This window comes from Nostoc sp. C110, assembly GCF_043099725.1.
Lineage (GTDB): Bacteria > Cyanobacteriota > Cyanobacteriia > Cyanobacteriales > Nostocaceae > Nostoc > Nostoc muscorum_A.
Genome location: NZ_CP171148.1, coordinates 690699 through 704443 on the forward strand (window position 1 = coordinate 690699; position 13745 = coordinate 704443).

10 protein-coding genes are annotated in these 13745 nt (G+C 42.5%); 3 read left to right on the top strand and 7 right to left on the bottom strand.

All coding sequences use genetic code 11. The annotated features are described in order from the left end of the window. Positions 1-26: 26 nt before the first annotated feature. A complete protein-coding gene (gene carB / locus ACFFRD_RS08730) occupies positions 27-3290 on the bottom strand; it encodes a carbamoyl-phosphate synthase large subunit (RefSeq protein WP_392481175.1) in 3264 nt (1087 codons plus the stop codon). 548 nt (positions 3291-3838) lie between these two features. Beyond that, complete coding sequence (locus ACFFRD_RS08735; protein WP_163934571.1) at positions 3839-4393, bottom strand: Dps family protein; 555 nt, start codon at positions 4391-4393, stop codon at positions 3839-3841. 475 nt (positions 4394-4868) lie between these two features. Here ACFFRD_RS08735 and ACFFRD_RS08740 point away from each other — a divergent pair, with 475 nt between their 5' ends. The 3 genes from ACFFRD_RS08740 to ACFFRD_RS08750 all read left to right on the top strand — a co-directional run bounded on the left by ACFFRD_RS08740 (position 4869) and on the right by ACFFRD_RS08750 (position 6731). Further along, positions 4869-5132 carry an Asr1405/Asl0597 family protein gene (locus tag ACFFRD_RS08740; protein WP_392481176.1) on the top strand — a complete coding sequence of 88 codons (264 nt, stop codon included), beginning with the start codon at positions 4869-4871 and terminating at the stop codon, positions 5130-5132. Between the two features lie 58 nt (positions 5133-5190). Then, on the top strand, positions 5191-5847 hold the full coding sequence (locus ACFFRD_RS08745; protein ID WP_392481177.1) for a (2Fe-2S) ferredoxin domain-containing protein: 657 nt from the start codon (positions 5191-5193) through the stop codon (positions 5845-5847). 518 nt (positions 5848-6365) lie between these two features. Next, entirely contained in the window at positions 6366-6731 is a 366-nt protein-coding gene (locus tag ACFFRD_RS08750) for a hypothetical protein (protein WP_392481178.1), read from the top strand. 146 nt (positions 6732-6877) lie between these two features. On the opposite strand, the gene ACFFRD_RS08755 is transcribed toward ACFFRD_RS08750, so the two are convergent. From ACFFRD_RS08755 to ACFFRD_RS08775, 5 genes are all read right to left on the bottom strand, one after another. After that, positions 6878-9346 (bottom strand): tetratricopeptide repeat protein, encoded by a 2469-nt coding sequence (locus ACFFRD_RS08755; protein WP_392481179.1) that lies wholly within the window; start codon positions 9344-9346, stop codon positions 6878-6880. Positions 9347-9865: 519 nt separating this feature from the next. Beyond that, positions 9866-10339, bottom strand: a complete 474-nt coding sequence (locus tag ACFFRD_RS08760; RefSeq protein WP_392481180.1) for a hypothetical protein — start codon at positions 10337-10339, stop codon at positions 9866-9868. A gap of 102 nt (positions 10340-10441) precedes the next feature. Continuing rightward, positions 10442-11236: a phosphonate ABC transporter, permease protein PhnE gene (phnE, locus tag ACFFRD_RS08765; RefSeq protein ID WP_392481181.1), complete on the bottom strand. Its 795-nt coding sequence runs from the start codon at positions 11234-11236 to the stop codon at positions 10442-10444. A 221-nt stretch (positions 11237-11457) separates the two neighbouring features. Beyond that, complete coding sequence (locus tag ACFFRD_RS08770) at positions 11458-12192, bottom strand: phosphonate ABC transporter ATP-binding protein (RefSeq protein ID WP_392481182.1); 735 nt, start codon at positions 12190-12192, stop codon at positions 11458-11460. A gap of 499 nt (positions 12193-12691) precedes the next feature. Continuing rightward, positions 12692-13666 carry a phosphate/phosphite/phosphonate ABC transporter substrate-binding protein gene (locus tag ACFFRD_RS08775; protein ID WP_392481183.1) on the bottom strand — a complete coding sequence of 325 codons (975 nt, stop codon included), beginning with the start codon at positions 13664-13666 and terminating at the stop codon, positions 12692-12694. Between the last annotated feature and the right edge of the window lie 79 nt (positions 13667-13745).

Genomic DNA, 13745 nt, shown 5'->3' on the forward strand with positions numbered 1-13745 from the left:
TCTTTCCCCCTGCCCCCTACTCCGTACTACTTCGCAATCGGGCAGTACTCTTGAATGGTTTTTACGTCCAAAGTTGTATTTTGTAAAGAACGGATAGCGGCGACGGTAGCTTTTGCGCCAGCGATGGTAGTAATGATGGGAATTTTGTAAGCTAAGGCTGTGCGACGGATTAACCTAGCATCAGTGTGGGCTTCTTCCCCGGAAGGTGTGTTGATAATAAGTTGGATTTTTTGATTTTTGATTGCATCCAAAACGTGGGGACGGCCTTCATGGAGTTTTAACACTAATTCAATATTTAACCCCTGTTCAAGAAGAACTCGCCGTGTACCAAGGGTAGCCATCACTGTAAAGCCCAAATCGATAAACTCCTTCACCACAGCACCAGCAGCAGCTTTATCGCGATCGCTCATTGATACAAATACAGTTCCAGTCAGTGGTAAACGCTCCCCAGCACCCAGTTCTGCTTTGGCAAAGGCCCGGCCAAAGTCGCTGTCAATCCCCATCACCTCACCAGTGGATCTCATTTCTGGGCCCAATATTGTATCAGTTCCTGGGAATTTATTAAAGGGTAATACTGCTTCTTTTACAGCAATATGGGTTGGTATAACTTCCTCAGTAAAATGTAGCTCCTCTAAGGTTTTACCCGACATAATTAAGGATGCTAATTTCGCTAACTGTACGCCTGTTGCTTTAGATACAAATGGTACTGTACGTGAGGCGCGGGGGTTGGCTTCCAAAATGTAAACTTGGGGAGAATAGCTGCTTGCACCGACAACAGCAAATTGGATATTCATCAACCCCACGACTGACAGCGCTTGTGCTAGCTGCACCGTCCAAGTGCGAATTTGATTGAGAACTGCCGGTGATAAGGAAATGGAAGGTAAAGAACAAGCGGAATCTCCTGAGTGAATGCCCGCTTGTTCGATGTGTTCCATGATGCCACCAATTACCACCCGTCCGGTATGATCGGCGATCGCATCAACATCGACTTCGATGGCGTTTTCCAGAAATTTATCAATTAAAATCGGATGTTCTGGTTCTATGAGTACTGCAAAGCTCATGTAGCGTTCCAACTCAGTATCAGAATAAACGATTTCCATTGCTCGTCCGCCTAATACATAGCTGGGACGCACCACTACCGGATAGCCAATGCGTTTGGCGACAATCAGCGCATCTTCGTAACTCCGCGCAATCCCATTCGGTGGTTGGGAAATATTTAACTGTTGGAGAATCTTTTCAAACCGCTCCCGGTTTTCTGCCATGTCGATGGAATCTGGGGATGTACCCCAAATTTTAGTCAGCAGTCCTGAAGTGTCATTGTTAAGAAACTCTTGTAAAGGAATAGCCAACTTTAGCGGGGTTTGTCCGCCAAACTGGATTATTACGCCCACTGGATTTTCAGTTTCGATGATGTTAAGAACATCTTCTTTTGTTAAAGGCTCAAAGTAAAGGCGATCGCTGGTATCGTAGTCTGTCGAAACTGTCTCTGGGTTGGAGTTGACCATAATCGTCTCATACCCCGCATCCTTCAAGGCGTAGGCGGCGTGACAACAACAATAATCAAACTCAATTCCCTGCCCAATGCGGTTGGGGCCACCACCCAAAATTAACACTTTTGGCTTGGTTGCGGGCATTACCTCTGTTTCTTCTTCGTAGGTAGAATAGTAGTAAGGGGTAAGGGCTTCAAACTCAGCCGCGCAGGTATCTACGGTTTTGTAAACTGGGATGATTCCTAGTGACTTGCGGTAAGCGCGAACTTCATCTTCGGTGGTTTTGGTGGCATAAGCAATTTGGCGATCGCTATATCCGTCCCGCTTCACTTCATAAAGTTGCTCTTTTGTCAATTGCTGCAAAGGTGTCCGCTTCAGGAATTTTTCGACATCTAGGAGTTGCTGCAATTTATCTAAGAACCATCGGTCAATACCAGTCAGTTCATAGATTTCTTCAATAGTCATACCTTGCTGCAAGGCATGACGCACGGCAAAAATGCGATCGGGGTTAGGTGTCCGCAGTTGGGCGCGAATTTGTTCACCACTAGGTAATTTCTCGGCTTTGTCGCAACCCCAACCAGCGCGTCCGGTTTCGAGCGATCGCAGCGCCTTTTGGAAGGATTCGTTGAAAGTCCGTCCAATTGCCATTGCTTCCCCGACTGATTTCATCTGGGTTGTCAGCACTGGGTCAGAACCGGGGAACTTTTCAAAAGCGAAGCGGGGGATTTTTGTCACCACATAGTCAATTGTCGGCTCAAAGGATGCGGGAGTTTTCTTGGTGATGTCATTTTGAATTTCATCCAAGGTATAGCCGACAGCCAATTTTGCGGCAATTTTGGCGATGGGAAAACCCGTAGCTTTGGAAGACAAAGCTGAACTGCGGGAAACGCGGGGGTTCATCTCAATTACAACCACATCCCCATTAAGCGGATTAACGGCAAATTGAATATTAGAACCGCCAGTTTCCACACCTATCTCGCGGATGATTTTAATTGCCATATCCCGCAGCCTTTGATATTCTTTATCAGTAAGGGTTTGCGCGGGAGCGACGGTAATTGAGTCCCCGGTGTGAATGCCCATAGGGTCAAGGTTTTCGATGGAACAGATAATCACCACGTTATCTGCCAAATCACGCATCACTTCGAGTTCATATTCTTTCCAGCCCAGCAAAGACTGGTCAATGAGAATTTGCGAAACGGGACTGGCATCTATACCTACCTGTGCCATTTCTTCAAATTCTTCTTGGTTGTAGGCAATACCGCCACCACTTCCGCCCATTGTGAAAGCTGGACGAATAATTAGGGGATAACTACCAATTTGACGGGCAACCGCTTTGGCTTCTTCCAAAGTTTCGGCTGTGTCGCTAGGACACACAGCTACCCCAATTCTTGCCATTGCTTCACCGAACAGTTTTCGATCTTCGGCTTTTTCAATGGCTGGCAGTTTAGCGCCGATTAACTCAACGCCATACTTTTCCAACACGCCATTTTTGGCTAAAGCAACGGCGAGGTTGAGGGCGGTTTGTCCTCCCATCGTTGGTAGTAAAGCGTCGGGGCGTTCTTTCTCAATGACTTTTTCGACCAATTCTGGAGTTAACGGCTCAATGTAAGTGCGATCAGCCGTTTCCGGGTCGGTCATAATCGTTGCAGGGTTTGAGTTGACCAAAACTACTTCATAGCCTTCTTCTCGCAGCGCTTTGCAGGCTTGAGTGCCAGAGTAGTCAAACTCACAGGCTTGTCCAATCACAATTGGGCCAGAGCCTAACAGTAGAATCTTCCGGAGGTCGTCACGGCGGGGCATAGTCGTTGCCTTGGAGTATGAGAATACAAATCCTGATTATTTTAAGGGTCTTTACACCCTGTCGTGCTTTTTATTATTAAGTTTTCTAGGTTTGATGACAAAGAAGGATTGGAAACTAGGGAATAAGGTGCAGGTTAGAGGGTACAGATTATTTCGTGTTCCCTGTTACCTCTCCCCTAACCCAAATACTCAAAGCCCTATGATTATTTTTTACTTCTAAATACTATTTAATTCTGACGAGCAAATTTTTAAAGCTTTTGCAAATTTCTGTTATTTAGTTTGATAAAACTTTGCGACAAATGATAATTTATTATTGCATATATCTGTCAGCTTATTCAGCCCAAATAAATTTCTTAGAGAAAAACATTTACTAACTATCTAATTGCCAAATATTTTCAACATTAAATCTTATGATGATATGTTTATTTAAATTAAAAATGGCAGAGGAACAAGGGTATCATTCTCTGCCATTCTTTATAATATTTTAAGAGTTCGTGCTGCCAACTTTTTCTTTCAGTCTAGGTAAATAAATCTAGATTATGAGAGTTTTAGCTTTGAGCCGCTTGGACAAACCCTAAAGTTAAGCTATCTTTAGCGAGGAAGTGAGACAAATGATAAGCACGTTCCTCGGTTTTCAACAAAATCTTTTCGTACAGATAGCGTGTACCCCGATCGCCTAAACTCTCTGCCTGAGCAGCTTGGCGGCGAATCACGCCAAGAATAGCTTGTTCTGCGGCTAAGTCATTTTCCACCATTTGGCGAGAGGAATATACGCCTTCAGACTCTTGCTCAAAACAGGTTAATTCTGCTAATTTGCTAAAGGTCGCTACTGGAACACCACCTAGTCCATCCAAGCGTTCTCCAATTTCATGGATGTGGTCTTGTACTTGGTTGTAGCTTTCGTTAAAAAACTCATGCAGAGAGTAAAATTCTGAGCCTTCAACTACAAAATGATGCTTTTGGTACTGCAAATACAGTGCCTGGAAACTAGCTAATACGACGTTGAATCCTTCTGTAACTGGAGCAGTGACGCTGTGATCCAGCAACACGGGATTGTCATATACATTACCAAAATTTCGTAACAAAGTTTGCGTTTCAGACATTGTGTTCCTCTCTTTTTAACAGTTATAGATTTTAACTGCTTATTCTCAACATATTAACATTTTAATAATAAGTGCAAGCCAATTTGCCAGCACAAGATTTTGTATTTTTGCTTACTAATAATCTCAATTTTATTGTTTGCTGGATGATGGCACACCTATCAATGTGCATAAATCTCTCATTAATATTGACATCACGACTTAAATGTGCATATTTCCCAATAGAGGCAGGGGGCAGGGCACAAGCGAGAGAATAAAAATTAAAATTATCTCTCTCCTCTGCCCCCTGCTCCCTACCTCTTCCCCCTCTCAATATGGGATGGCTGTAAAAGTTTGACTTTTTTTTCCAAAATTAATGAGAATTGTTTGCACTTAAGGTATGCTGGTTTTAAGAGGTTACACTCCTAAAACTTTCACTAAGCAGAGAGTTAAATCGCGGTAATTACTGCAAGTTTGTTGCACTTTGAGGGCAATTCTCTTGAAATCGTTTAGTTCAGAAATAGAAAGCAACCACCTTGTAGAGGTGAATTGGGCAGATCGCTGGCAAGTCTATCAACGCCTAAAGGAGTTAGATATTCCCTGTACTTGTATAGCTAACCAGCCATTGAAAGTTGAAATTAGCTCTCCTGTGATAGCTGTTCAACTTTGGAGTGTGATACAGCGATTAACAGCCTCCCGTCAAGAGCAAATTTTGACTCTTGAGTACTGTTGGAAAATTGCTAACAACAGTTCTAATTTTTAGCTACTGCTGAGAATATCTTGCTTGATTGCTTGTACTTAGTTAAAAGGAGATCAAAAAAATGGGTGCATCTCACACTATGGAAGTATCAGAATTTTGTCTTGAGGGCAGATTTATAAATTTTGTTATTAAAGATGGCTATAAGCTTAAAGGCTTAATGCTGGGGACTCATGAAGGTGAGTCTTACATTAAACTAGCTAAACATTTACGGGCTGCTTTTGACTTGCGCTTACCATCAGGGACTTGGCTGCAAGTTGTTGGTTACAAAAAGCATGATTTGAAGGATGGTACTGTCACTCTGAAAGCTGAACGGGTAATGGCGGCGCGTTCTGATATGGGGAGAGTTGAAACGATCGCACCAATACAAGAACCCCCATCTATTGATAATGTCAAGGTAAAGCCAGCTAAGGCTAAAGCCACAATTTTGGTGTGTCAAAAGTCTGATTGTATGAAACGGGGTGGTAAAGCAGTTTGTCAGGCGTTGGAGGCAGCTTTAAGCGATCGCGGTTTAGAAGACCAAGTTACAATCAAGGGCACTGGTTGTATGAAAAATTGTAAAGCTGGGCCAAACTTAGTTATGCCAGATAAAACACGTCATAGTCGAATTCAGGCTGCACAAATCTCCAGGTTGATGGATAAGCATTTTGGTGACAAGAGTTTAGAAGCACAGCCAGAGAATTTAAGAGAAGTGGCCATATCTAATAGCAAGTTTTGCTGACCTAAGCAGGTAAGCATGAATAAACCTAACTATGCAACAAAATGTAATATAGCTGAAATCTTTGTGATTGCTTCTCATAAGAGATGCTGCAAGTAGCTTGCTTCTTTGCAGGAGTAGGTTTCACTCGCAATTACGTACTTGTGGATTTTCCCACCCACCTATTTAGTGAAATCTTGACATTTCAATGAGAAAGCTTAATAATATCTTCTCAAGTGTGTTCCGTTAATACTCGGCCGTAAAGTCCGATAGAAGTTTGCAATAAAATCAAAAAACTGGCCTTAATTTAAAGCCAGTTTTTTGAATGAATGGGATTTTTATTAAGCAATTTTTAACCGGGATGCTCCCATAATTTGGAAAAATTAAAGGGAATGTGGTTGATTGATGAATGCGTAGGCGCAAAGAGATTTGTCGTTAGACATCGCTTAAATTTGAAGCGTCAATCATCAATAATTTAAAAACAAATGCCACATACCCCTCAGTGGATATACATCGTTTTTTTTACATTTTCCACGATAGTCATGATTTTTCTATTCCGTCATGACTGGAATCGCCTGGCTAAACTCTACCGCACGAAAGAAGCGCCGCCACAAAACTTTTCCCGAATGCAAAGCGGTTCTGTGGGTTTGGTGTATTACAAAGGGACTTTAAATGTTGGTACAACTCCTCAAGGGATTTATCTGAGTATTTTTCCCTTATTTGGCTTGGGACTTCCGCCGTTGTTAATTCCCTGGAGTGCCATTAGGAAAATTGAACCTGCTAACCAACTATTTATTGAGCGTTTTCGTTTGTATCTTAGTTCTCCAAAAGTCAAACTGATTTTAAGCAAAGATATTTTGGAACCAGCTAAAGAGTTTTTAGCCACACAGGGATTTGAGTGGATTTAGACAAATCCCATTTTGACCTGGCCGATCATCTAAAATTCCTCCTACTCATTTTTAAATTGGTATTAGAATTGCAAAACAGCTTTGTCATGAGCAAGGCAAAGTAGTAGAAGCGATCGCTTCACAATTCTTAGTGAAAATTACATGACCTAAGTTAGAGAAGACTGCAACAACTGTCGCATGGATGTAGCCTGCACATGATTAGGGAAGATAGTTAAAAAGTTATTTAGGTCATGAATAGCTATACGGATACGCTCTAAGGAAGCACCTTGAGATAAGGTACGCTGATATAATTGCTCTGCTGGTTGAGTATAATGAGCAGCCAAATAGTAAATAGCTAAATTAAAGGCATTACGCGAGTTTTTAGCATCTTTTTCATAACGCTCTTTAGCAAGGTTTATGGCAAGCGCTAGATCAGATCGCGCTTTGTCTGGTTGGTTAAGGGCTGAGTAAGTTAAAGCGCGATTATACAAAGACCAACCATAGTTAGATTTTAAGTCGATAGCATGACTCAAATCTGCAAGAGCTTCATTGTACCGCTTCAGCATCAGATAGGTCTCACCCCGATTTGCGATCGCCCAGCTAAATTTGGGGTTAAGTTCAATCGCGCGGTCAAAATCTTGTAGAGCTTCCTCGTCACGCTTTATTAATTGGTAAATTTCACCGCGATTTGCGATCGCCCAGTCAAGTTTGGGGTTAATTTCAATAGCGCGGTCTAAATCTTGTAGGGCTTTTGCGTGACTCCCCATTAAGGAGTGAGTTAGACCGCGACTGGCGATGGCCCAGTCAAGTTTGGGGTCAAGTTCAATGGCGCGGTCAAAATCTTTTAGGGCTTCTACGTAACGCTTCATTGAGCGGTAAGTTTGACCGCGACTTGCGATGGCCCAGTCATATTTGGGATCGAGTTCAATGGCGCGGTCAAAATCTTCTAGGGCTTCTGAGTAACGCTCCATTAAAGAGTAAGTTTCACCACGCCAACCTAGAGCAATTGGTTGCCATTTAACCTCAATCCTAGAATTCTGTAGGACTGCGGTAAACATTTCCAATGTAACTTGATAAAGTTTTTCATCATAAGCTTTTAATCCATTAGCTAGCTGCTCACTCCAACGCTGAACTTCGTTAGAATCGACATCTTTACCAGCCTGAAGCATTGTTGCTACCCAAAGTTGGGCAAAAGTCCGTTGATTTTTGAGTGCAGCAAGGAATTCATTGAGAGCTACGGGCAAGTACTTTTGTGGTGATTGACATAAACAGTGATACAAAACGTTGAGTTTATAGCTTTGCCAAGTTGGATCTCCCCAAGCTTTGATTTCATCCAATTGCAGATTATTCCGCAAGCTGTCATAATATTCTGCCAACTTACAATGTATATCAGCCCAACCTTGCGGCGATGAAAGGCGCTTGTGGCGTAACATTTGGGTTTTGACCACATCATGATAAGCCCAACCATCGGTACGTTCGTTGACAAAGGATGTTTCTTTCAGCCAAGTAAATAGCTCATCAGCTTCTTTTTCTCCTCTTAAATTGGCGATAACATCCCGGTTTAAGCACCGAGGAATGGCAGCATCAAGTGCCACTTGCCGCCGCTTAGGGTCGTCAATCCATTTTAAAAAGCGTTCTACAGCACTGCTGCTAGGCTCAATTACTTGGTTCGGGTCATTGGGATGAGCATCTGCTAACATTCCTACCAGCAGGGGTAAGTTTCCAGAAAGGCGCAAGATAACTTCAATAATGCGATTGTCCGTAATGCCTTTGCGAGTTAGATATTGTTGGGCTTCCTCTTCTGTAAAGGGTTCTAGAGGGAAACGAACTATTAACCCCTCGTAAGGAGCCCAATAATTTTTATCTAATTCATGACGACCAGCAATAGTTATCAATATATTGAGAGATACTTCACCGTGACGACCGTCCAAAATTTCCCGTAGCCAGTTATCTAGAAATTCTCCGGTGCGTTCATAGGTATCAAAAAACAAAACAACACCAGTTTCTTTTGCAATTTTAAAAATATCTTGCAAAAATAGCGGGGTCAGCACTTCTTCAGGTTCTTGAACTAAGCGCACCTCGTCTTTATTTGTTATTTTTTTTGCAACATAAGAAGCCCATTCTCCGGCTTGGGTAGCGAAAGCATCCTCATCTACAAAGTCAAATACAGCACCGCCAACGGGAACTCGACGCGCTAAACGTACCCCAGTTTTTGCCATAGTTTTCCCCACAAAAGCCGAAAAGCCTTGAGGAGCTTCTGGATCGGTTTCTAATTCTTGGCGCTTTTGACGGTAAACTTTGTACCGTTCCGTAAACTGCGATAGTTTATGACCTTGCCGTTCTAAATCCTCAGCTAGACGACCCATGACTTCTGGTATAGTTTTTTCAGCTTCATCGATGTAAGCCGAAATAATTTTTGCTTCGTCAGCAATTTTACGAAACTGTCGCAGCAGGGTACTTTTACCAACTCCACCTTGACCCCAAACGTTATACAGAAAACGACGGCGATCATCTTCTGGGGGTAATGCTAAATTTTGGCGAAATTGGTTTACTTGGTCTTCACGACCCACAAAACCTGATTGTTGGCGCTGCTTAAGAATATCTTGTAGACTCTTGGGCTTGTTTTGTGGGTTCATTACAAGATTTAATTTTGAGGTGCTAGTGTTTACAGAATAACTACTAAATATACAAAGTGTATTTCGGAATTTCTTAAACTTTTTCTGGGTAATTTTTATGCGTTGACCTTCTGAGGCTCAACTTTGACCTTCTGAGGCTCAACTTTGACCTTCTGAGGCTCAACTTTGACCTTCTGAGGCTCGACGTTGACCTTCTGAGGCTCGACGTTGACCTTCTGAGGCTCGACTTTGACCTTTTGAGGCTCGACTTTGACCTTTTGAGGCTCGACGTTGACCTTTTGAGGCTCGATGTTGACCTTTTAAGGCTCGATGTTGACCTTTTGAGGCTCGATGTTGACCTTTTGAGGCTCAAAAATGCCCTGGCGACTAGAAGTCGCGGCTACACAGGCAAAACCCGCCTGTGCGGGTTTCAAAAATGTTTAGATTCAAAACGCAAAAAGGACATAACTAAAGTTATGCCCCTATAAATGATGTATATTTTAGCAAATTTGCAACTAGTATAATTGCTTATTGCAAGCTTTAGCTAACTGGGACTTCGGATTGCTTTTTCTTAGAACGGCGGTTAAACCTGCGTCCCATCTCATCAATTACTGCATCTAAACCTGCGACATCACCGCTAGCTTTGGCATAGCTATAAACTGCTAATGCTGCTGCATACGCTTCACTAGCAGCAGCTATACAGGTATCATCCACCAATTCTTGCAGTTGCGTTAGAGACAACAGCACCGGATACAAGTCCTCATATATTTCTAAATCCCGGCGCATTTCTTCTAAATCAAAGTAACGAGGCAAAAAGTTAGGGTTTTGTGTTGCCACTTCTAAAGCTTTGCTGACAAAAGCCCGACTTTTATCTCCCATCTTCAGCATTGTTCGCCGATCTTCAGGGGTCAAATCAATCAAAAACGGTAACTTTTCTCTAATTGTAGCGATCGCCTGCATGACTGCTTCTTTATCTGCTGGAGCTAGGCTGGCACTGATGCGATTTTTTGCCATTTTTAATACTCCTTTAGGGTACTTCATTTCAGTATTCCCAAAGTTGTAGAAGTGATCGCATTAGCTTTCAAAACAGTCTACTGCCAAGACACCAAGAATTTATTACATAGAATCGAGCCGATGACGTAATTGGCTACTAAAAGCATCAATTACAGTGACGACTACCAAAAGCACTAGCATCATGGTTGTTGCTTTGGTGTACTCGAACCCGTCGATGTAACTTTTTAACTGAAAGCCAATACCACCTGCACCAACTACACCCAAGACAGAAGCAGCACGGATGTTGTACTCAAACATCCAAAAGGTGTAACCCAATCCCAGAGGTAGCACTTGCGGGAGAATGCCGTATTGAGCAATCTGTAACTTGGAGGCTCCGATAACTTCCAACGATTCAAGAGAACGCGGATCAACTGCTTCAATTGCCTGTTGATAAAATTTGGCAAGGTAGCCGATGGTGTAGATTCCCAAAGCTAAAGTTCCTGCTGGTGCGCCTAAGCCAGTGGCGGCAACAAAAATTAGCCCTAGAATAATTGAGGGGACGGAACGTACAGTATTTTGCAGCAAATTAGCTAGCGATCGCAACCACCCAGGCGCAATATTGCTGGCGCTAGCTATAGCAATCGGTACAGAAAGAATTGCCCCAATGGTAGTTCCCCATAAAGACATCTGTACAGTTTCAATTAGTGCCTTAACTGCAATATCTAAAACTTTCCAATCGGGAGGAAATAACCGAGTAATAAAATCGGTGATGTATGGCCAGCTAGAACTTAGCAGTTCAAAATCGAGTTTGAGTCCTCGTAAAGCCCAACCATAAATTACCACAACAATTAATGAGATGAGTAGAGAACTCAGCCAAGGGTAGAAGCGTAAGCGTTTTGACTTAAAGAAGTAACTCATATTGTATTGAAGAAGAATTCAGGAGTCAGAATCCAGGAGTCAGAATGAATTTTGAATTCTGGCGACTGAATTCTGTTTTGTTAAATCAAATCCCACTCAGGGAACTCCAAGAAATAAATTATCCAATATTGTGGGGTGGACAACATGAGCGCCATATAGACTGGGCGGGCAAGATGCCCACCCCACAGGAGTTAATTGGATATTTTTTATTTGGAAGTCCCTTAAGCAGAAACTTTCGCAAATTGAGCTTGTAAGTTGTCACAAAGTCCTTGGTAAACGACGCGTCCAGCATCTAAGACGATCGCTCGTTGGGCGTATTTTTCTGCGATTCCCAAATCGTGCAAAACTGCGACAATAGTCATACCTTGCTGAGTGTGCAATTCAGATAGAGTTTCCATGACTTGTTGCGATGCCACAACATCTAAGCCAGTGATGGGTTCATCAACTAAGAGAATTTGCGGTGATTGAATTAAAGTCCGAGCGATCGCTACTCGTTGTTGCTGTCCCCCACTTAATTGACTGGTTTTTTGAAAAGCTAATTCTCCCAGTCCTAACTGTTCTAATAAATTTAGTGCCAACAAGCGATCGCGTTTGGAAAATCCCAACAGTGTTTGCCAAGTTGTTCTTTTACCAAGGCATCCACACAAGACATTTTCCAGTGCTGATAACTGCCGAATTAATCCGCCACCTTGAAATAACATACCAACATTGCGCCGGATCTTTGGCAGTGTTCGGGAATTCATCTCAACATTATTGACGATGATTTCTCCTCTGGCTGATGGGACTAGTCCAACTAGCGATCGCAGTAATGTAGATTTACCAGCACCGTTTAGGCCTAGCAAAACGACAAATTCACCGCGTTTAATCTGGCAATTAATCCCGTTGAGAATAGGACGATTGAGAGATGGAGCATAAGCTGTTTCTAGGTTATGACACTCAATAACATAATCATTCATAGAAATTTATTGAACAGAATTCAGGAGTCAGGAGTCAGGAATCAGAATCTGACTTTTCACGGCATCTGAAAAACCTCTCTCTAAATCTTTTTCCTAAAAGGAGAGAGACTTTGAATTTCCCCCTTCCCGCATTGGGAACAGGGTAGTTTCATACAACCAGAGAAAAACTAAAATTGGGTTTCAAAGCCTCTTGACCTTTCGGGGAGAGGTTTGGAGAGGGGTAAAAAGCCATGCCACAAAACAAGAAATAAAAACTTATGTATTTTTCTTTTTTCGTATGAAACCACCCTGCCCTTCCCGCATCGGGAAGGGGGTTAGGGGGTTAGGTTTTTCGTGGACTTTTCCACATAACTTGAAAAGTCAGAGTCAGAATGGGCTAAACCTTAGCTATCCGCTAACAGAATGAATTTTGACAGAAATTGCGGATAGCGCCGCGTCTCGTAGAGAATGTCAAGATTGATAAGTTCTGAATTCTGAATTCTGAATTTTGAATTCTAAATTATGGTTCAATGCCAGCAATTTGCAGAGCTTCGCGGATAGTTGCTAGGTGACGATCATGGTTAATTCGCACTAATTCTGTGGAATTATACAAGTCGCTTAACAACTTATTATTTTGCGACTGATTTAATTTCAGTAAAGCGTTGATGATTTTTTCCCGTGTTGGGGCTGGAACATCATCATCAATAGCAATACCGTGGGCAGGTACACCAGTAATTTTGTGTAGAACCCGTAACTGACTCTTCTCTTGGGCGGTGATATAAGGTGGATTCAGGGCATATTCTGACACAACAGCCACATCAGCTTGACCGCGCACAACTGCTTGCAAGGCTTTGCTGTAATTGCCGCCATAAGAAACTTGACCAAAGAAATCATCTAAGCGATCGCGGTTGGGTACAAATTTTTGTTTGACCAACTCAGCAACAGGGATAATAAACCCAGAGCCAGAAGTAGGGGAAGTAAAAGCCATTTTCTTGCCCCGTAGTTGTTCTAAAGTAGCTTTAGCTGAATTTTGAGTTTTTAGGGGACTATTCTTAGGGACAACAAATGTTGAGCTATAGGTGTATCTTCCAGAATAAGTGGAACGAACTTCGGCTAGATACAAGCTGGCGTTTGCTAATTGTCTTGCTTTCAAAGCTGGACGGCTACTTAAAAAAGCGACATCAGCCCGATTTGCTCTCAAAGCTTCTACAGCAGCTGTATCATCACCAACTTGGGCAACGACTGGAATTCCTAACTCTTTCGATAAAAAAGCTCCTACCGCATTTGCCTTATTTTGCAAGTCTGTAGAATCAGCACGACTGGGAAAAACTATTGTTAAAGTCTTCTGCCCTTGAGCAAGTAAGCGTGGTGTCTGTTGATTAGTGGTGGGGTTGGCGATCGTTGCCTGCATAGCCCCTACTGTGCTGACTACTAAACCTGTAAGTACTGCAAATGCCGCACCAGCACCCAATAAGCTCTTTTTCCTCACACTCATTTGCAACTCTCCATTAGGAAGTTTTCTCAGTTTTTTTGCTAATTAATTTTAATTAATCCCTAAAAAAGATTTATAGCTT